Annotated in this window: 17 protein-coding genes; 9 read left to right on the top strand and 8 right to left on the bottom strand. The window is 57.3% G+C overall.

Annotation, left to right across the window (positions count from 1 at the left end):
* The first annotated feature begins 257 nt into the window (after positions 1-257).
* Together dnaE and GG681_RS08185 are read left to right on the top strand one after the other, a co-directional pair.
* On the top strand, positions 258-3,755 hold the full coding sequence (gene dnaE / locus GG681_RS08190) for a DNA polymerase III subunit alpha (RefSeq protein WP_153546943.1): 3,498 nt from the start codon (positions 258-260) through the stop codon (positions 3,753-3,755).
* 245 nt (positions 3,756-4,000) lie between these two features.
* Entirely contained in the window at positions 4,001-4,576 is a 576-nt protein-coding gene (locus GG681_RS08185) for a 2OG-Fe(II) oxygenase (protein WP_153546941.1), read from the top strand.
* 49 nt (positions 4,577-4,625) lie between these two features.
* On the opposite strand, the gene GG681_RS08180 is transcribed toward GG681_RS08185, so the two are convergent.
* The gene (locus GG681_RS08180; protein ID WP_153546939.1) at positions 4,626-5,507 is read right to left on the bottom strand and encodes a bifunctional helix-turn-helix transcriptional regulator/GNAT family N-acetyltransferase; all 882 of its coding nucleotides are present in this window, start codon (positions 5,505-5,507) and stop codon (positions 4,626-4,628) included.
* A 117-nt stretch (positions 5,508-5,624) separates the two neighbouring features.
* Here GG681_RS08180 and GG681_RS08175 point away from each other — a divergent pair, with 117 nt between their 5' ends.
* Positions 5,625-6,272, top strand: coding sequence for a nicotinate-nucleotide adenylyltransferase (locus GG681_RS08175; protein WP_328593308.1), 648 nt, complete (start codon positions 5,625-5,627; stop codon positions 6,270-6,272).
* A gap of 77 nt (positions 6,273-6,349) precedes the next feature.
* Entirely contained in the window at positions 6,350-7,834 is a 1,485-nt protein-coding gene (gene dacB, locus GG681_RS08170) for a D-alanyl-D-alanine carboxypeptidase/D-alanyl-D-alanine endopeptidase (protein ID WP_408057657.1), read from the top strand.
* A 43-nt stretch (positions 7,835-7,877) separates the two neighbouring features.
* On the opposite strand, the gene GG681_RS08165 is transcribed toward dacB, so the two are convergent.
* Together GG681_RS08165 and GG681_RS08160 are read right to left on the bottom strand one after the other, a co-directional pair.
* Positions 7,878-8,300, bottom strand: a complete 423-nt coding sequence (locus GG681_RS08165) for a tellurite resistance TerB family protein (protein ID WP_153546937.1) — start codon at positions 8,298-8,300, stop codon at positions 7,878-7,880.
* A 118-nt stretch (positions 8,301-8,418) separates the two neighbouring features.
* Entirely contained in the window at positions 8,419-9,444 is a 1,026-nt protein-coding gene (locus GG681_RS08160; protein WP_153546935.1) for a hypothetical protein, read from the bottom strand.
* A 269-nt stretch (positions 9,445-9,713) separates the two neighbouring features.
* Between GG681_RS08160 and GG681_RS08155 the strand changes: the two genes are divergently transcribed.
* On the top strand, positions 9,714-10,511 hold the full coding sequence (locus GG681_RS08155; protein WP_153546933.1) for a glycosyl transferase: 798 nt from the start codon (positions 9,714-9,716) through the stop codon (positions 10,509-10,511).
* 99 nt (positions 10,512-10,610) lie between these two features.
* Here the strand turns inward: GG681_RS08155 and GG681_RS08150 are convergent, their stop codons facing one another.
* Positions 10,611-11,060, bottom strand: coding sequence for a cupin domain-containing protein (locus tag GG681_RS08150; protein WP_153546931.1), 450 nt, complete (start codon positions 11,058-11,060; stop codon positions 10,611-10,613).
* Between the two features lie 13 nt (positions 11,061-11,073).
* On the opposite strand from GG681_RS08150, the gene GG681_RS08145 reads away from it, so the two are divergent.
* The 3 genes from GG681_RS08145 to GG681_RS08135 all read left to right on the top strand — a co-directional run bounded on the left by GG681_RS08145 (position 11,074) and on the right by GG681_RS08135 (position 16,526).
* The gene (locus GG681_RS08145) at positions 11,074-12,045 is read left to right on the top strand and encodes a LysR family transcriptional regulator (RefSeq protein ID WP_235899785.1); all 972 of its coding nucleotides are present in this window, start codon (positions 11,074-11,076) and stop codon (positions 12,043-12,045) included.
* Between the two features lie 170 nt (positions 12,046-12,215).
* Positions 12,216-13,868 carry a lysine--tRNA ligase gene (locus GG681_RS08140; protein ID WP_153546927.1) on the top strand — a complete coding sequence of 551 codons (1,653 nt, stop codon included), beginning with the start codon at positions 12,216-12,218 and terminating at the stop codon, positions 13,866-13,868.
* A gap of 372 nt (positions 13,869-14,240) precedes the next feature.
* A complete protein-coding gene (locus GG681_RS08135) occupies positions 14,241-16,526 on the top strand; it encodes a right-handed parallel beta-helix repeat-containing protein (protein WP_153546925.1) in 2,286 nt (761 codons plus the stop codon).
* Here the strand turns inward: GG681_RS08135 and GG681_RS08130 are convergent, their stop codons facing one another.
* On the bottom strand, positions 16,527-17,018 hold the full coding sequence (locus tag GG681_RS08130) for a HugZ family pyridoxamine 5'-phosphate oxidase (RefSeq protein WP_153546923.1): 492 nt from the start codon (positions 17,016-17,018) through the stop codon (positions 16,527-16,529). It lies immediately after the preceding gene.
* Between the two features lie 155 nt (positions 17,019-17,173).
* Here GG681_RS08130 and GG681_RS08125 point away from each other — a divergent pair, with 155 nt between their 5' ends.
* On the top strand, positions 17,174-17,494 hold the full coding sequence (locus GG681_RS08125) for an antibiotic biosynthesis monooxygenase family protein (RefSeq protein WP_153546920.1): 321 nt from the start codon (positions 17,174-17,176) through the stop codon (positions 17,492-17,494).
* Positions 17,495-17,505: 11 nt separating this feature from the next.
* On the opposite strand, the gene GG681_RS08120 is transcribed toward GG681_RS08125, so the two are convergent.
* The 3 genes from GG681_RS08120 to GG681_RS18085 form a co-directional block, all read right to left on the bottom strand.
* Positions 17,506-17,802: a hypothetical protein gene (locus GG681_RS08120; protein WP_153546918.1), complete on the bottom strand. Its 297-nt coding sequence runs from the start codon at positions 17,800-17,802 to the stop codon at positions 17,506-17,508.
* A 277-nt stretch (positions 17,803-18,079) separates the two neighbouring features.
* Positions 18,080-18,535: a RipA family octameric membrane protein gene (locus GG681_RS08115; protein WP_153546917.1), complete on the bottom strand. Its 456-nt coding sequence runs from the start codon at positions 18,533-18,535 to the stop codon at positions 18,080-18,082.
* Complete coding sequence (locus tag GG681_RS18085; protein WP_153546915.1) at positions 18,532-18,963, bottom strand: TIR domain-containing protein; 432 nt, start codon at positions 18,961-18,963, stop codon at positions 18,532-18,534. Before GG681_RS18085 ends, GG681_RS08115 begins: the two co-directional genes overlap by 4 nt.
* Positions 18,964-19,010 lie beyond the last annotated feature (47 nt).

Genomic DNA, 19,010 nt, shown 5'->3' with positions numbered 1-19,010 from the left:
TTTGCAGCGATGATCTGAAAACCTATTTGAATCATAGGGTAAGTCTGCGAACCGCGCTTTCGTAACAGCTGCGTTAAAAAACAGCTGCTGGAATTATTTGAAAATCACGATGGATTTTTAGTCATTTTGTGATGGCGACCGGGGGTAGGGCCTGTTGTTGGCGAGCGCGGTTCGGCCAGTGGTTCGGGCCAATGGTTCGAGCCTGTGGATGAAATGCCCCTTGGTTCACGCCCCGTCAATGGGATAGGTCATGTGCCATGACAGCTCCTCGATTCATTCACCTGCGCACCCATACCGAATATTCCCTGCTCGAAGGGGCCGTGCGGCTGAAAAAGCTGCCGGATCTTTGCAAGGCGCATAATATGCCTGCAATTGCGGTGACCGACACCAATGCGATGTTTTCCGCGCTGGAGTTTTCCGTCACCCTTGCGGGCGCTGGCATTCAGCCGATTGTTGGCTGTCAGGTGGATTTCACCTTTGAAGCCGCGGAACCCGGCGGCAAGCCTAAGCTGCCCGCGCCGCTGGTGCTGCTGGCCCAGAACGAAGAAGGCTACGAGGGGCTGATGCGGCTGTCCTCCTGTCTTTATGTGGATGGGGATGGCCAGCTGCCGCAGGTATCACTGGACGAGCTGCGCGCCAATGCGGCCGGGCTGATCTGCCTGACCGGCGGGCCGCTGGGGCCGGTGGGGATGCTGTTGCAGCAGGGCAAACGGGCTGAGGCTGAGGCGCTGATGCAGCAGCTCAAGGCGATATTTCCAGATCGTTTATACGTAGAGCTGCAGCGCCATCCCGGCGAAGATGGCCGGCCCGAAGCCGAGAAGCTGACAGAGCGGCCGATGATCGAAATGGCCTATGCGATGGCGCTGCCGCTGGTGGCGACCAACGATGTCTATTTCCCCAAGCCCGAGATGTATGAAGCCCATGATGCGCTGATCTGCATTTCTGAGGGCGCTTATGTGGATCAGGTTGATGGGCGGCGCAGGCTTACGGCGCAGCATTATTTCAAAAGCCCGGAAGAGATGATCACCCTGTTTGCCGATCTGCCCGAGGCGATTGAAAACACGGTGGAAATTGCCAAGCGCTGCGCTTTTATGGCCTATCGGCGCGATCCCATTCTGCCCAAGTTTGCCGATGATGAGGTGGCGGAGCTGCGCCGTATAGCCAATGAGGGCCTGCAAAAACGTCTGGCGGTGATCCCGCATGCGGTTTCCGTTGAAGGCTATCAGGAACGGCTGGATTTTGAGCTGGGTATCATTGAGAGCATGGGATTCCCTGGCTATTTTCTGATCGTTGCAGACTTTATCCAATGGGGCAAGGATCAGGGCATCCCGGTGGGGCCGGGGCGGGGCTCGGGCGCGGGGTCACTGGTGGCCTATGCGCTGACAATTACTGACCTTGATCCGCTGCGCTACAGCCTGCTGTTTGAACGTTTCCTCAACCCGGAACGGGTGTCGATGCCTGACTTTGACATCGATTTCTGCATGGATCGCCGCGAAGAGGTGATCAAATACGTGCAGCAGAAATATGGTCGCGACAAGGTGGGCCAGATCATTACCTTTGGGGCGCTACTGTCCAAGGCTGCGGTGCGTGACATTGGCCGGGTGCTGCAGATGCCCTTTGGCCAGGTGGACCGGCTGTCGAAAATGATCCCGGTGGAAGGGGTGAAGCCGGTCTCGATTGAAAAGGCCATCCAGGATGAGCCGCGTCTGGCGGAAGAAGCCCGCAATGAACCTGTGGTGGATCGGCTGCTGACCTATGGCCAGCAGGTCGAGGGGCTGCTCAGGAATGCCTCCACCCACGCGGCGGGTGTTGTAATCGGCGACCGGCCGCTGGATGCGCTGGTGCCGCTGTATCAGGATCCGCGCTCAGACATGCCCGCCACCCAGTTCAATATGAAATGGGTCGAACAGGCCGGGCTGGTGAAATTTGACTTTCTGGGCCTGAAAACGCTCACGGTTATTCAAAACGCGGTTAACCTGATCTGCCAGTCGGGGCGCGACATTCATATCGGTGCTGATGGCAGCCAGCTGTATGAGCCGCCCGAGGGCGCGGTGAATGAGATCAACGCCATTCCGCTGGATGATAAGGTCACCTATGATCTGTATTCGGCGGCCAAAACCGTGGCGGTGTTTCAGGTGGAATCCACCGGTATGATGGATGCGCTTAAGCGCATGAAACCCACCTGTATCGAAGACATCGTTGCGCTGGTGGCGCTTTATCGTCCGGGGCCGATGGAGAACATCCCCACCTATTGTGAGGTGAAAAACGGGCTGAAAGAGATCCAGTCGGTGCACCCGCTGATTGACCATATTCTTGAAGAAACCCAAGGGATTATCGTCTATCAGGAACAGGTGATGCAGATCGCCCAGGTGATGGCGGGATACTCATTGGGCGGCGCGGATCTGTTGCGCCGCGCCATGGGTAAAAAGATCAAAGAGGCGATGGACGCCGAGCGGCCCAAATTTGAAAAAGGCGCGGCTGAAAACGGGGTTCCGGCGAAAAAGGCCTCCGAGGTTTTTGACCTTCTGGAGAAATTTGCCAACTACGGCTTTAACAAATCCCACGCCGCTGCCTATGCGGTGGTGAGCTATCAAACCGGCTGGCTTAAGGCGAACCACCCGGTGGAGTTCATGGCGGGCGTCATGAACTGCGATATTCACCTGACGGAAAAGCTGGCGATCTATTTTGAAGAGGTGAAAAAGGGGCTGAAGCTTCCGTATGTGCCGCCCTGCGTGAACCGGTCACTGGCGACATTTAATGTGGTGAACGGCGAGCTGGTCTATGCGCTGGGCGCGTTGAAAAACGTGGGCGTTGAGGCGATGAACCTGATCGTTCAGGGGCGGGGCGATAAGCCTTTTGCCACCCTTTATGATCTGGCGCGCCGGGTGGATCTGAAAAAGGTCGGCAAACGCCCGATGGAAATGATGGCGCGCGCAGGCGCCTTTGATCAGCTGGATAAAAACCGCCGCCGGGTGTTTGAAAGCCTTGAGGGGCTGGTGAATTATTCAGCTGCCATTCAGGAGCAGAAAAACTCCAATCAGGTGTCTTTGTTTGGTGAAGCAGGTGATGACCTGCCCGAGCCGCGCATGGCTGGTGTGCCCGATTGGTTGCCTGCTGAACGCCTGTCCGAAGAGTTCAAGGCGATTGGGTTTTATCTCTCGGGCCATCCGCTCGATGATTATATGCCTGCGCTCAAACGCAAGGATGTGCTGACGCTAGATGAGGTGACGCTCAAGGCAGAGCGCGGGCCGTTTATGGCCAAAATGGCCGGGGTCGTCGCCGGGCGGCAAGAACGTAAATCGGCCCGCGGCAACCGCTTTGCCTTTGCGCAGCTCTCTGACCCTACCGGCGCGTTTGAGGTGACGATTTTCTCGGACGTGTTGGAAAAATCGCGTGAGTTTCTCGACACCGGCTCCAAGGTTGTGATCACCGCCGAGGCAACGCTGGAGAGCGACCAGCTGAAGCTTCTGATGCGCTCTGCCGGGCCGGTGGACAGCGCCATTGCTGATGCGGGGCGCTCGTCGCTCAGAGTCTATCTTGATAGCGTGTCGGCAGTAAACACCGTGGCCACGGTGCTGGAAGACGCCAAAAAAGCCGCCCGCAACGCAAGCCCCGGTGAGATCTATGTCTATCTGCAAGATCCCAGCCTGCCCGGCGATGTGGAGATGGAGCTGGGGCAGATGTTCCCGATCAACCCCCAGATCAAAGGCGCGCTTAAATCCCTGGACGGGGTGATGGATGTGGAGGAGATATAGGGGCTTTGCCCCTCTGCTGCGCATTCACCCCCAAGAAAATTCGGCCAGAGTATTTGGGAAAAGGTGAAGCGGATGGCCGCACTTGATCCATTGGTTGTATTTCTGTGTACTTCGGCTTAAGTCTGGCACATGGTACATGCGCCTCGACATATCTCCAGTCATCACAGCCTCCTGCGCGGCTGCCACCATTGATGCCACCGGTCTGACTCAGCTTTTCAACTGTTTGGTCTTACCGGAGAAAAATCATGACTATTCCTGAGGTTTTGCGCGCGCGCGTTATCGAAGTGCCTGCGTTTCTATCAGCGCGTGAGTGTGCGCAATTTATCCAACGTGTGGAGCGCAGTGAGTTTGAGCAGGCGCAGCTCTGCACGACCATGGGCACCCGAACCTTGCCGCAAATTCGTAACAATGACCGTCTGTTTCTGGATGATACGACCTTGGCCACTGAATTATGGCAACGTATCGCGGACTATTTTACAGAGCCGTTCAAAGGCGAGCAGGCGATCGGGCTCAATCCGCGGTTCCGTATCTATCGCTATGGGGTTGGTCAGTTCTTTGACTGGCATCAGGACGGCAGCTATTGCGCCCCGGATGGGAGCGAGAGCCGCTTCACCTGCCTGATTTTTCTGAATGATGGATTTGAGGGCGGGGGCACCACATTTGCGGATGTGTTTTCGCCGTTTCATTTTGCCGATTTCACCATCACGCCCGAAGTGGGTAAGCTACTACTGTTTCATCACCCGCTGTCGCATCGTGGAGAGGCCGTGATGGAGGGCTGCAAATATGTGTTGCGCAGTGATGTGATGTTTGTTGGGGCGTAATTTCGCCCCTTCACCTTTTTCTTAAATACTCAAATCCTGCGTGCGCCACCTAAAGCTGTTTTTCGAAAAACAGATCCGGGTAGGGATCGTCATTAAAACGGTCGATCTCCTGCCAGCCGAGTTTGCGATAGAGCGCGGCGGCCTCGGGCAGGGCGGAGTTGGTATCGAGCCGCAACAGCGACACATCAAGGGCGCGGGCGGCGCTGTCGCAACATCCCATCAGACGCTGGGCCAGGCCAAGGCCGCGCGCGGATGGCGCAACCCAGAGCCGTTTGATTTCGCTATAACCTTTGTCTGTGCCCTTAAGGCCAATACAGCCCTGCGGCAGACCATCTGACAGCGCCACATAAAACGCGCCGCGCGGGGGCAGCATGTCGTGGGCCTCGGGATCGGCAGAAAGCGACACATCAAAGCCGCGCTCAAACCGGGCTTCAAGTTCGGCGTAGTAGGATTGCAGACAAAATAGCGCCACATCAGAGCGCGGATCTGCCTCTTGGATCTCCAGACGTTCAGCGGTGAGGGCCGAGGCGACCAGATCCATCGCCGCCAGCAGGGCAGCGGGCTGGGGATGACGCGCCAAAAGGGTTTCGGCCTGCTGATCCGAGAGCGCGTTATAGGCGGCGGCTTCTGCCGCGCCCGCCTTGGTCAGATGGGCGCTGCGTTTGCGCGCATCTTCTGCGTCGGTTTGCAGCGTGATCAGACCTTCGCTTTCGAGCGCTTTTAACGCCCGGCTCAGCACTGCCTTGTCGAGGTTCAGGTGATGGCGGATCTCGCTCAGGTCGGTGCTGAAATGATCAATGGCATGCAGCACCCGCGCCTGACCCAGCGGGCGGCCACGCCCCAGAAAGGAATGATCCAACGCGCCGACCTCGCTGGTGACAGCACGGTTGAAACGACGGATGCGGCGGATGGGGTCATTGAAATTGGTCATATGGTTTGCATGGATCAACAGTTGATCTGTGTCAACTATATTCGAGGGGCTGGATTTCCCCTTTTGATTGTACCTCTCTGATTGATCTTAGCGCAAAATCTGTGCATCAAGGCCCGCGTGACACATCACCTGCCACATATCCGCCCCGGCCAAAGCGTTGGGCTGCTCGGAGGGTCGTTTGATCCGCCGCATCTCGGCCATGTGGCGATCAGCGAGGCCGCATTGCGCCGCTTTGGGCTGGATCAGCTGTTCTGGCTGGTCTCTCCTGGTAACCCGTTGAAAGAAAACGCACCTGCTGCGCTGGATCGGCGGATTGAGGCGGCACGTGGGATGCTGGATCATCCCCGGATCAAGGTCAGCGATATCGAGGCACATCTGGGCACGCGCTACACCGCCGAAACCCTGCGGGCGCTGCGCCGGGCCCATCCCGGTGTGCGGTTTGTCTGGCTGATGGGCGCGGATAATCTGGCGCAGTTTCACCGCTGGAAAGACTGGCGCGAGATCCTGGAAACCGTGCCGGTGGGGGTATTGGCGCGGCCGGGGGATCGCATTCGGGCCCGCCTGTCGCCTGCGGCGCGGATCTATCGCCATGCCAAGATGAAAGGGCGCGCCAGCCAGCAGCTGGGCCGGGCCAAGGCACCGGCCTGGTGTTTCCTGAATGTGCCGATGGTGGATCTGTCCTCCTCTGAAATTCGCGCGCGGGGTGACTGGGCGCGGGAGGATCAGAATGCCACAGACCCTGCGCAGGCGGAAAAACGAGCATAAAAGAACTGTGATTTGTGCAAAACTGCACCAGATGATTTGTCATTTTGTAAGAATTTGATTCAAGTATGGCCGTGATGATGAAACGCCGTTCTTTTCTCCTGATGGGGGGCGCGCTAAGTCTTGCCCCTTCTGTGGCTGCTGCCAATGCGCCACAGCTGTCGCTGCGGCCAAAGCTGCGCCCCGGTCCAATCAGCCCCAGCGCCAATGGCGGGCTGAAGGGGCTGTTGGCGCGGGCGGGTCTGTCGGGAAAAGTTGTCTGCGCGGTGGCCGATGTGAAATCGGGGCTGCGTCTTGAGGCTGAGGGCGGCCAGACCGGGCTGCCACCGGCCAGCGTGGCCAAGGCGCTGACGGCGCTATATGCGCTCGATACCTTTGGCGCGGATCACCGGTTTCGCACCGAGCTTGTGGCCACGGGCACGGTGATTGGCGGGGTGCTGAAGGGTGATCTTGTGCTGGTGGGCGGCGGCGATAGCATGCTCAACACCGATCATCTGGCGCAGCTGGCGCGCAGTCTGAAATCTGCAGGTGTGCGCGAAGTGCGCGGGGCTTTTCGCATCTATGACGGGGCGTTGCCCCAGATCAAAAGCATCGATCCCGGCCAGCCTGACCATGTGGGTTATAGCCCGGCGGTGTCGGGAATTGCGTTGAATTTCAATCGGGTGCATTTTGAATGGAAGCCTTCGGGCGGGCGCTGGAACGTCACCATGGATGCGCGCACCGATAAATACCGCCCATCGGTGTCGATGGCGCGGATGCGGGTCGAGAACCGCGCAACTCCGGTTTACACCTACGCCGATCGCGGCGGTGTCGATCAGTGGAGCGTGGCGCGCGCAGCCCTTGGCAAAGGCGGTTCGCGCTGGTTGCCGGTGCGCAGGCCCGCAGCCTATGCGGGGGATGTGTTTCGCACCCTTGCGCGCTCCCATGGGATTGCCTTGCCTGCGGCCAAAGACGCGGCGCAACGTCCGCAGGGGCAGGTGCTGGCCGTGCACAAGAGCCCGCCGCTCAGCGTGATGCTCAAGGCGATGTTGCGCTACTCCAACAATCTGATGGCGGAAATGATTGGCCTCGCCGCCAGCCGGGCCCGCGGCCAGAATGTGAAAAGCCTGGCGCAATCGGGCGCCGCCATGAGCCAATGGGCCGCCACCACCTATGGCATGCACTCCAGCAAGTTGGTGGATCACTCGGGCCTTGGGCCACAATCACGGATGACCCCGGATGATCTGGTGTCAGCGCTGATTGCCGCCCATAAGGACGGTCGGTTGAAACCCTTGTTGAAAGGCTTTCCGCTGCGTGATGCCAATGGGCGCAATGTGAAAAACCACCCGGTGAAAGTGGCGGCCAAAACCGGCACGCTGAACTTTGTCTCGGGGCTTGGTGGGTTTATGACCGCGCGCGACGGCACCGAGCTGGCCTTTGCCATTTTCACCGCCGACCAAAACGCCCGCGCCCGCATCAGCCGGGCCGAGCGCGAACGCCCGCAAGGGGCGCGCGGCTGGAACCGCAAATCAAAACAGCTGCAACAGCGGCTGATTGAACGCTGGGATGCGGTCTACGGGCGCTGAGCCGGGCGCACGGCCTGCGCCCGCTGAAATTTCGAGGGGTGCGTCAGGTGATATGACGGGCGCGGGCACCGCGTTCAATCGCTGCCGCATGCAGCCGGTCGATATTGAGCTCATAGCGGATCTCTTCCAGCAAGCGCAGCTCAGGCTCGGCCAGATTGCCATCCGCCGCCGCCACATCACAGGCCAGCGCATAGGCGGTTTCAAACAGGCGCTCAGGCAGGTTGTCGCGAATAAGACCAAACAGCGCGTCCAGCCCGTCTTCCTGTTCAAACAGATCATAAACCGTCTGGCTGACAGCATTGGTGCGATCCGCATCATATTCGGCAAAGACCGGCAACATATTGACCGCGTTCTGGATTTTCATCAGCTCTGCGGTGCGGATGTTTTCATCCGAGGCCGAGATCGCCACCATCAGCGCCACCAGACAATCCTGCGGGGTCAAAAGATGTGGTAGTTGCTCAGACATGCGGATGGTCCTTTGGTTGGGTGCACCATGAGGATAGTCATCGCGACGGGATGCATCAACCGTGGGCCGCGTTGAAATACGGTGAATTGTTGCGACCAGCTGCACCAGTAGGGCTGTATTATTTTTGTTGTGCCCCCGCCGCACCGTTGTTCTTGCCTGTTGTTCCCCTGCCGTTGACCATTTCCGTGAGACCCAGATTGGTGATGGCACCAACAACATTCTCGATCACGGATTTGGGCAGCGCAATTTCCGTGTCATCCGGTGCGGACTTTGGTGCGTTTTCCAACACAAGCATCGTTGGAGCGTTCTGTTTGAGCGCCTCTGCGTTCCATTTGCCAAGTTCCAGCAACAGTGCGGATTTGATTGCGGTATATTGGGCAATGCGTACCTCTATTCGACGATATTGCCCCAGCAAGATGGAAAAAAATGAAATGCTGACAGCAAGTGTCGCCACACGCACAAAGAAATCGGAAAAATATGAAAACAGGAAGGCTGGGGATATGCTGTCCTGGGTTGCCTGTTGGTGGGCGTAGAGTTCATTTAGCTGCACACGTTCTGTGGCAATCTGGTTTTTCAACTCTTCCACAACAAGCTGGCGGAGCGCCAGTTCAGTGTCCGACAAAACTACGGCTGCGGTGGAGTCAGATTTATCTGTATCCGGGCCTTTAAGCGCATCTGAGAGATCCGCTTGCAACATTTCGATACGCTGATTGGCCGCAAAAATATCAGCACCGTATTCCGACCCTCCAGAGGCAAACACAATCGCCTGCTGGGCCTGATAGGCGATGTAAATTCCAAGGCACGCCAATACGGCCCCAAACAAATAGCGTTGCAGGTTCAAGGCGTGGATCGCCTGCGTTTTTGAATGTAGCAAAGCGGCTTTTTCTGACATTTCTGGCTGGTTCGGCGGGCTGGCTTTGACATATCTGAGCAAGACCACCGTGGTGGTCACTGTGGCTGCAAAGGCGCAGCAAAACGCCAGGAATGCGTCCAGACCCACTTCGCGTTCGAGCGCTTCCCAAAGGCCAAAAAACATCGGCAGCGGGATCAGCAGAACCGCGAACAGGATCGGAATGCGGAGTTTGTTTGCGGTTGCGGATAACATCTTCCCGGCGGCAATGGCTTTCTTGGTGGTGTTTTCCATGGTGATTCCAAATGGTTCTGGCTCGAAAATGCGATGAAGTGGTCACAATCATAGGGTGATTTTTGCATTTTTCCATAAGTTAAAAGGCGTGTTCACGCGGTGCCATGGCTGACGGCTCTCATAGGGCTGTGCAGGACTTTGCAGTCAGATCTGTCTACAAACATCGCGCAGTGGCGGGTAATCCGAGGTTTGGTTTCCCGTTGTGAGTTTCTCTTCCCCGTTGCCATCCCCCCCTTGGCCGGGCTATGGCGGCGGGGACTGGAGGCGCCATGCACAAGCAAATCATCTGTATCAACTGGGGCACGCGCTATGGCGCGCCTTATATCAACCGGCTCTACAGCATGGTTGCGCGCAATATTACGCCGCCGTTCCGCTTTATTTGCTTTACCGATGTGACCGAGGGCGTGCGCGAAGAAGTCGAGTGTAAACCGCTGCCAGAGCTGCGTGGGGAACATCCCACCAAGACCCGTGGCAAATGGGGCAAATCGCGCCTGTGGGAAAAAGATCTCGGCGATGTGGATGGCCCGGTGCTGTTTATCGATCTGGATGTGGCGATCACCGGCTCATTGGATGCGTTTTTTGAATATGGCAGCGCCGATGATGTGGTGCTGGCGCGCAATATGGCCAAACCTTTGCACCGGCTGGGGCAGACTTCGGTCTATCGTTTCCCGGTGGGCAAGCTGGCACCGATCCTTGAGATCTATGAAAAAGACCCGCAGGCGGTGGCGGATAAATACCGCTATGAGCAGCATTTTGTCACCAAAAACGCCCCCGGTGGGGTGATCTTCTGGCCCCGGTCCTGGGTGCGCCATTTCCGCATCCAATGTATTCCGATCTTCCCGTTCAACCTGTTTGTGGAGCCCAAACGCCCCAAACGCGCCCGTATTGTGATCTTTGCCGGATCGATGAACCCGCCCGATGCCATGGCCGGGCGCTGGTGGCCCGAGGGGCAGGCGCTGGGCACTTGGGCGCATCTGAAAGACTGCTGGCAGGGGCGCAAAGGGTTCAAAGCCTATCGCCATTTCTTGCGGCCCGCGCGCTGGCTGGAAGAGGTCTGGAAGGAATAGGGCTGAAATCTCAGCCCTTTTGGGCGCGCCTTCTGGCCTGTCTTTGGCCCCAAAACGGCGCGTAGCCTCCGCTGAAACTCAGCCGGTCTTGGCCGGGTGTTATTTGCTGAAATTATACTGGATGGCCTGATAATTGCCCTCGGCAAACCCATAGGCAAAACGCAGCCCGTCAGGCCCGGCCAGAACCCCATGTTCCGCATTTGCAGGCAGGTAGATCGCCACGCCCGCTTTGATCTGATGGGGCACCCCTTCGATGGTGACAATGCCGTCACCGTCAAGGCCGAGGTAGAATTCCGCCGGTTCATGACGGTGGGCGGGCAGGGTGCCATGGGGGCCCATTTCCGCCAGCCCCAGAATGAATTCCTTTGGCGTGCAGGGGCTGCCATCGATCAGCGTGCGCCACTTTACCGTGCCGTAATCCGGGTTTGTCCCCCCTTCCAATAGCACCTGATCCGCGTGGATTGAAAAGGCCTGTGATGCAGCGGGCAGCGTCTCTGCCGCAAACATCTCTATGTTCATGGCGTATTCTTGCGATGTTACAGCAGTCATGGTGTTTTCCTCCTTGGCTATAGTTAAGGGGCTCTTGACCGTTGTGACAATCTGCGAAAGCTTCATGGTAGTATACGCTGAGGTTATGATGTCTGTCCGCCTTCCGCCCTTCTCCGGTCTGACCGCGTTTTATGCTGCGGTGCGTCATGGCACGCTGTCTGCTGCGGCGCAGGAGCTGAATGTGTCTCAGCCTGCTGTGTCACGCCGGATTGCGGCGCTGGAACAGGATCTGGGCTGCCGCCTGTTTGATCGCAGCCACCGCCCGGTGCGCCTGACGCCAGAGGGGCGTGATCTGGCGCAGGCGTTGCGCGCGGGCTTTGGCCAGATCGAAACCGCGGTGGAACGGCTGCGCATGGGGCACGACCACGGGGTGATCACCGTTTCGGGGCCGTCGGGGTTTGTGGGCAGCTGGCTTATTCCCAAACTCGCCGAGCTGGAGCAGGCGTTCCCCGAACTGACCATCCGTCTGATCAGCCAGGAATATGGTGAGCCAGAGCGTCCCGGCGATGTGGCGCTGCGCTTTGGCCTGCCGGATCGCGATGCCGCACAAGAGGTGCGGGTGCTGGGCAATGAAGTCTACCCGGTGGCCAGCCCGCTTTATCTGCAACGTCAGGGCGCGGGGCGCGATGTCAGCTGTTTCGACGGGCTGACGCTTTTGACAATGGAGCACGCGCGCAGGCATTGGCACGACTGGCCCAGCTGGTTTGAAACCCAGGGCCAGCAGATGCCCGCCAAGGTGCGGCTGATGGATTTCAATTCTTACGCGATGATGGTGAATGCGGCCTTGGCGGCGCATGGGGTGTGTCTGTGCTGGTCTGGCTTGCTGGATGATTTTCTCTCCAGCGGCGCGGTGGTGCGATTGGGCACGGCGCAAGCGCGATCTGAGCGGGGGTATTACCTATCGCTGCGCGAAGGGCTTGCGGCGCGTCCAGAGGCGGTTGCGGTGCGCCAGTGGATCCTCGACCGCGCGCAACAGAGCGTGTGACGCGGTTGCGAAGAACGTGCGGCGAGGCCTGCCAACCGTTCTGTGACCGGTGAGAGCAGCCATTCTGCCCGGTTCCGGTTGACTCTGGCCCCTTTGCGCCCATAGAGGGAGACGCCGGTTTGCATGCTGCGGCCGGTTTTCCCAAACAGACACCCTTTTGGAGACACGAAATGTCTGATCTGCGCGAAGAAGCTCTCAAGAGCAAAGCCTGGCCGTTTGAAGAAGCACGTCGCATCGCCAAACGTTACGCCAAGGGCGCGCCAGAAAAGGGCTATGTGCTGTTTGAAACCGGCTACGGGCCGTCGGGCCTGCCCCATATCGGAACCTTTGGCGAAGTTGCGCGCACCACAATGGTGAAACGCGCCTTTGAAGAGATTTCCGACATTCCAACCAAGCTGATCTGTTTTTCCGATGATCTGGATGGTCTGCGCAAAGTGCCGTCAAACGTGCCAAATCCCGAAGCGCTGGAAGAGCATCTGCAACGCCCGCTGACCTCGGTGCCCGATCCCTTTGGCACCCACGACAGCTTTGGTGAGCACAACAACGCCATGCTGCGCCGCTTCCTCGATACCTTTGGGTTTGAGTATGAGTTTTATTCCGCCAAAGAATTTTACGGCACCGGCCAGTTCGACGAGATCCTGAAAAAGGCCGTCGATAATTATGATGCGATCATGAAGATCATGCTGAAGTCCCTGCGCGAAGAGCGCGCGGCGACCTATTCGATTTTCCTGCCGATCCATCCGGAAACCGGCCGGGTGCTCTATGTGCCGATGAAAAAGGTCTGCGCCGAGACCTATACCGTGACCTTTGATGACGAAGAAGGCAAAGAATGGACCCTGCCTGTCACAGGTGGCAATGTGAAGCTGCAGTGGAAGCCGGATTTTGGTGCCCGCTGGGCCGCGCTGGGCGTTGATTTTGAGATGTATGGCAAGGAACATGCCACCAATGAGAAGATCTATGATGCGATCTGCCGTGCCCTGGGTGGGCGTCAGCCGGAGCATTTCTCATATGAATTGTTCCTCGATGAAAACGGCCAGAAGATTTCTAAGTCTTCCGGCAATGGTGTGTCGATCGACCAGTGGCTGACCTATGCCTCGACCGAGAGCCTGGCCTATTTCATGTATCAAAAGCCCAAAACCGCCAAGCGGATGCATTTTGATGTGATCCCAAAGGCAGTTGATGAATACCACCAGCAGCTGCGCGCCTATGAAGGTCAGGACGCCAAACAGCGCCTGAATAACCCGGTTTGGCATATTCACGGCGGTGATGTGCCCACATCGGATATGCTGGTGCCCTTCACCATGCTGCTCAATATCGCGAGCGTCTCTAACGCGGAAGACCGCGACACATTGTGGGAATTCATCAAGAAATACGCCCCCGATGCAACACCTGAAAGCAACCCGTCGATGTATCAGGCGGCGGGCTTTGCGGTGGCCTATTTCAATGATTTTGTGAAACCTGCAAAGACCTATCGCGCCCCCAATGATCAGGAGCGCGCGGCGCTGAATGATCTGGTTGCAGCGCTGAAATCGCCGGAGGCCGCGCTTGAGGCGATTGCCAAGAAAAACGCCATTGTTGGCAATGAAGATCCGCTGCCCGAGGTGGATTTTGCATCAGATGAGTTTTTGCAGTCGGTGGTGTTTGCCATTGGTAAAATCCACGGCTTTGAGCCGCTGCGCGCGTGGTTTGGCACCATCTATGAGGTGCTGCTGGGCGAAAAACAAGGCCCGCGGTTTGGCAGCTTTATCGCGCTTTACGGCGTTGAAAACTCAATCGAATTGATTGAACAGGCATTGACCGGAGCCTTTGTCAGCCAAGGCTGATCCTGAGGCCAGGTTTGAAAAAGAGAGCGCTCCACTGGGGTGCTCTTTTTGTTTGTATGCCGGTTAAAAAAGGGGGCTCAGGGGCCCACCAAAGCGAAACGCTCTGCAGTCTCCCATCACCCGCACCCGGCATGGCGGCGCAGCCCCTTGGGTCAAGCAAAATGGCGGTTTCCACTGCGTGGAGCCTCCGCAATTTTGCTGGACCCAAGCGCCTTGGCGCAGCCCTTTGAGATGCAGGCGACGGGCGGCTCCAGAGCGAAACATTTGGACGGTGTTGCGCCTGGGTGTTGCGTGGGGGGCGTACGCCCCGGTTGCAGATCGTTAAAGTGGTGTTTCTAGCCTGTCCTCTCTTGATCACGAGAGGATGCTGCGATGAATAAGGCAATTACCGACGATCTGAACCTAATGCCTGCGGCCTTTGAAGCGGGGCTTGACCAATGGGCGCGCGGCAATGGTACGCCGGGCTCTGACACCTATGCGGGGTTGCCCAATGCCGCGCTGGTGGCGGGGGATGCGGATTTTGGCAGCTGTCTGGAGCTGCAGAAAACCGATGATACCCAGCGGCTGCGCTATATGCAGCGCACCCCCATTTTGCCGGGCTGTTATCTGCAGGTGCGGGTGCGCCTGAAAGTGTTGAGCGGGGCGCTGCCCTCGGCGCGCATTGCCGCCTGGGCCAGTTCGGGCGGCAACACGCATCTGAATGGGGTGGTGGAAGCGGGGCCTGTGGTCAGCCTTGATCAATATGGTCGGGTGTTTGAACTGCGCGCCATTATTGGCAGCGGCCAGCGCGGCGGGGTGGATATGGCCTGGGGGCGCGCGGCGCAATATGGCCATATCGGCCTGGATCTGACCGGGCCAAACGGTGGTATTGTGCGCATTGATGACATTGTGATTGAGGATGTCACATCGATCTATCTGCGCGACATGCTGAGCCTGGTGGATGTGCGCGATTTTGGTGCGCTGGGGGACAATAGTTTTGACAATCGCGCCGCCTTTGAGGCGGCAGATCAGGCGGCAGAGGGGCGGCGTATTCTGGTGCCCGAGGGGCAGTATTACATCGCCAATTCCCTGACGCTCGATCATGAGGTGGTGTTTGAGGGCACGCTGCGCATGCCCACGGGGGCCATTCTGATTTTGCGCAAGAATTTTGAGTTTCCCAGCTATGCGGCGGCCTTTGGCAATGAAGAGCTGGCCTTTCGCAAAGGGTTTCAGGCGCTGCTCAACAACCCGGATCATGACAGTTTTAACCTGAAAGGGCGTCAGATCAGCATCAGCAGGCCGATTGATATGCAGGCGGCCACCCCCAATCGCTTGAGCTATTCCACCCATCGCGAAATCCGCAACGGGCTCTTGGTGGCCGAAAGCAACAACAGCTGGGACACGGATGTTGTGACCTCACAGGCCACATATGATCCCGATGACAAGCGCAAGCTGCAAAACGTGGCCAATGCCGCCAATATTCAGGTGGGGTCGCTGGTTGAAGGCGCAGGCGTCGGGCGCGAAATCTATGTGGCGGCGGTGAATGTGGGCGCGCGCGAGATCACCCTGAATGAGGGGCTTTATGACGCGGCGGGCAGCCAGGTGTTCACCTTTCGCCATTTCAAATGCATGTTGGATTTTTCCGGCTTTAGCCTTTTGTCGAAATTTGGCCTGCGCGATGTGGAACTGCAGTGCAACAGCCGCTGTAGCGCCATTCGTCTGGCACCTACGGGGGCGACTTTTGCGCTGGATGGCTGTTTTGTGGTGCGGCCCAAGGATCGGGGCATCACCTCAATGAACACTGGCTGTCAGGGCCTGTTGATCGACAATTGCCAATTCCTGTCGGCCGAAGATCCGCTGCCTGTGTCTGATCGCACATCCATTGCGTTTAACGTCAACGCCAATGACCTCAAGGTGCGCAATTGCCGCGCCACACGGTTTCGCCATTTCTGCGTGCTTGGTGGCGACAATAACACCATCACCGGCAATCATTTCTTTCAGGGGGATAATGTGGCGGGCGGCGTGCGCTCAGCCGGGATTGTGCTGACCTCCACCTATTGCTCCAGCACGATTTCTGACAACTACATCGACAATTGTTCGATTGAATGGACCAATGAACGCGATGAAGAGCCTGATTATGACGGCGGCTTTTCCTTTTCGGCGCTGTCGATCACCGACAATGTGTTTCTGTCGGCCCATGTGGCCCCCTGGTTCAGCCCGATTGTGGTGAAACCCTATGGGCGAGGGCATTTTCTCAATGGGGTGGTGGTCTCTGGCAATAAGTTTCGCTCCACCAATGGCAGTATTGAACGGGCAGAGCGGGTGGATACCACGTTTTCCGATCTGGATATGGATCGCGCCAACCGGGTGTTTTTTGACGGCAATACCTTTCATGGCATTGACGTGCGCAGCGCAAATCCCTTGCGGTTGCGCCATGATCAAAACGCCAGCAGCCGCAGTTGGCGTATTGAAAGCGAGGGTCAGCTGCCCTTTGAAGGTGAGCTGCGCGGCGTCGACAGCATTGTGCCCTTGGGGCCGATTGAAACCGCAAGCGGGGCGGATCGGTTCAATATGCCGTATGTGCAGCTCAGGCAGGGCAGTGCGCGCGATGCGCTTAATCTGGTCTGGCCGGAAAACCTGCGCGGTGAAGTGATGATGCTGGTGCGGATGGATCGTTAATCACAGCCCCATATCCGCAGGCTCCAGAGTATAGGCGCGGCCAAAACCACCATTGAGCGCAGCGCCTGTCACCTTGAGGCGGACAAAGGTGAAATCACCAAGGCCGAGGTAAAGCTTGGCCTTGGGCTGTTGGGTCAGATAATGCGCGGCGCGGGCGGCGTGATCGTCACCGTTGCGATCCAGAAACTCAGCCTCGGCCATCAGGCTAAGGCGGGGATGCGATAGCGGATCGCCCTTTGCGCCGGGCTCCCCCAGCAAGAGCGAACAGCGCGGGTTGGTTTTTAATGCCTGCGTGTGGGCAGCAAGCCCCGAGATCAGCGTCAGTGCCTGCCCATCCAGATCACGGCCAAAGGCGACCCGTGTGACCAGCGGCTGTTGATCTGCAAGCATCACGCCAAGGGCCGCGTGGCGGCTGTTGGTCAGGAAATCCTGCGCCATCTGGCGGGCGTCATCATCGGTGTCGCGGATCGGATTGGGGCGGTCTGTGCTCATGTGAAGCGTCTCGGTGGGCAGTTTTTGATGCGGCGACAGTGGCATAGAGAGACGCGCAGGCCAAGGCGGCATAATGCTGCGCCACAGCAGAAAAAAATCGTCGCAAAACGCGCAATTGCGCCTAAGCTGGGGGCAGAGAGAAGGAGAGTAGCCAGATGCCAACAATCCAGACATCCACCCCCATTCAAACCGTGATCACCACTTTTGATGTGACGCCGGGCACTTGCCAGGATCTGCTCGACGCGCTTGAGCTGGCCTATGGGGAATTTATTTCCAAACAGCCGGGTTTTGTTGCGGCGGGTTTGCATGTGAATGACGCGCAGACGCGAATTGCCAATTATTCACAATGGGCCAAACGCGAAGATTTTATGGCCATGTTGCGCACCACCGAAATGCGGGTGCGAACCCGTGAATTTAACGCGCTGTGTCGTGGTTTTGAACCGGTGATGTATGAGGTGGTGGCAACCTACCCCTAATCCACCAGCCCCTAATCCACCAACCCCATCGGCGCGGCCATAAAGCTGCGCAGATAGGCGCAATGGGAACACATCAGCATGACTGACGGGTAAGAGGCGCGGCCGGGTTTGGACGAGCCCGGCACATAGGCTGCGTTTTGAATGAGATAGTCACCGATGGCCCAGGCGTTTTCACCGCAGCAGGGGCAGTCATTGGTAGTGCATTTAGACGCAACCCAATCGCCGATCTGCTCTTTTTCCGCGTCGCTCAGACGGCGGGCTTCGGGTGTGGGCTGGCGGGACTGGGGGCGAAGATAGGGCTGCTGCATCGACGGTTTGAAATTTGGCTGGGGCCGAAAGGGCGGAGATTTGGTTTTTGTGATGGCTTACACTTGCAGCAAAAGGTTGCAGAAGGGTTTGCAGGGGGGAAAAGGCGCGCCGGAATCAGGTTCGGGGCTGTATCAAAGCTGCGCGCCAGCAATCGGTTTTCCCCATGACCAGACTGTGGATGGTCTGCGCCCGATCTCCCCATCAAACTGAAGGTTTACCGATGGCAAAGGGAAGGGCGCTGGGGAGCCGACACTTCGAAATGCTTGGTTGACTATTTCAGCCAACTGCTGCGCAGATAGGCTTGAGCAACGGCGCTGCAAAAATTGCTAGCCTAAAAGCTAAATATCCGATGCCGCCAAGAAAAATTAAGGCGGGAACGGTGGTTTCAATGTGGGTCAAGCTGACTTTCCACGCTTTCAAACTTTTGTAATTCTCCCACTCGCGGTCAAAGGGCTTGAAAGCCCAGCCTTTTTCCATTTCGTGGATGACGGCAAATTTGGCTTTTGCTAATCGGCGAAAGTAACGAATTGTTAGTGTCCAGATTAAGCCAACGAGCGTAATCGGAACCGCCAAGTACACTGGATCGACTTTGTAGTCAGAACCGGCTAGCGCCACCAATGCAGATACAATGGCAAGATATACTGCCGCTGCATTCTGCCGACGTTGCTCTGTTGCAGTAATCGTCTGAACATATACTTGATAGATCGCAACTTCATCAGTCTGGGTCGTCATTGTCTGTACAGGCCCCAAATCTTGCCCACCAAGGGATCCATGTTCCACCCGGAGTGGTCAGAGGATACAGACATCACTATTGAAGACTTTCGTTCTTGCCCCCAAGGGTTCACTGATAGGATTGGCTTTCTGTAAGCTTGCGCGCCTTTGATCTCTTTTTTGATCCACTTGCTGCGATTTACGTACATGCCAACTGGAATTACTACTACGTGTGATCTGGCAATTTTATCGAATATTGCAGCCTGTAATTGCGCATCATTTGTGGCGTTGTGAATGGGATCGTCTTTAGGGACAGAGTAGTCCTTAAAGTTTAGGGACGCCTGACCGAAAGACCATTTTTGTTCAAAAATCCAATTAGCCAGTGTGTTATAGTGGGCGGAATATGTCCAAGAATGGCTGATGAAGACGTGTATATTGTGTGTGCTCATGTTGAATACCTAAATTTCCCTCATGCAATCTGTGATTGATTTTCCTG

The organism is Tritonibacter aquimaris (assembly GCF_009617595.1).
Taxonomy (GTDB): domain Bacteria; phylum Pseudomonadota; class Alphaproteobacteria; order Rhodobacterales; family Rhodobacteraceae; genus Epibacterium; species Epibacterium aquimaris.
Note: the sequence above shows the minus strand (reverse complement) of the source record. Positions and strands in the feature narration are given on the sequence as shown.

Bases quoted from the DNA above. Each gene is read 5' to 3' on its own strand.
- dnaE (WP_153546943.1), top strand. From the start codon at position 258: ATGACAGCTCCTCGATTCATTCACCTGCGCACCCATACCGAATATTCC.
- GG681_RS08185 (WP_153546941.1), top strand. From the start codon at position 4,001: ATGACTATTCCTGAGGTTTTGCGCGCGCGCGTTATCGAAGTGCCTGCG.
- GG681_RS08180 (WP_153546939.1), bottom strand. From the start codon at position 5,507: ATGACCAATTTCAATGACCCCATCCGCCGCATCCGTCGTTTCAACCGT.
- dacB (WP_408057657.1), top strand. From the start codon at position 6,350: ATGAAACGCCGTTCTTTTCTCCTGATGGGGGGCGCGCTAAGTCTTGCC.
- GG681_RS08165 (WP_153546937.1), bottom strand. From the start codon at position 8,300: ATGTCTGAGCAACTACCACATCTTTTGACCCCGCAGGATTGTCTGGTG.
- GG681_RS08160 (WP_153546935.1), bottom strand. From the start codon at position 9,444: ATGGAAAACACCACCAAGAAAGCCATTGCCGCCGGGAAGATGTTATCC.
- GG681_RS08155 (WP_153546933.1), top strand. From the start codon at position 9,714: ATGCACAAGCAAATCATCTGTATCAACTGGGGCACGCGCTATGGCGCG.
- GG681_RS08150 (WP_153546931.1), bottom strand. From the start codon at position 11,060: ATGACTGCTGTAACATCGCAAGAATACGCCATGAACATAGAGATGTTT.
- GG681_RS08140 (WP_153546927.1), top strand. From the start codon at position 12,216: ATGTCTGATCTGCGCGAAGAAGCTCTCAAGAGCAAAGCCTGGCCGTTT.
- GG681_RS08135 (WP_153546925.1), top strand. From the start codon at position 14,241: ATGAATAAGGCAATTACCGACGATCTGAACCTAATGCCTGCGGCCTTT.
- GG681_RS08130 (WP_153546923.1), bottom strand. From the start codon at position 17,018: ATGAGCACAGACCGCCCCAATCCGATCCGCGACACCGATGATGACGCC.
- GG681_RS08125 (WP_153546920.1), top strand. From the start codon at position 17,174: ATGCCAACAATCCAGACATCCACCCCCATTCAAACCGTGATCACCACT.
- GG681_RS08120 (WP_153546918.1), bottom strand. From the start codon at position 17,802: ATGCAGCAGCCCTATCTTCGCCCCCAGTCCCGCCAGCCCACACCCGAA.
- GG681_RS08115 (WP_153546917.1), bottom strand. From the start codon at position 18,535: ATGACGACCCAGACTGATGAAGTTGCGATCTATCAAGTATATGTTCAG.
- GG681_RS18085 (WP_153546915.1), bottom strand. From the start codon at position 18,963: ATGAGCACACACAATATACACGTCTTCATCAGCCATTCTTGGACATAT.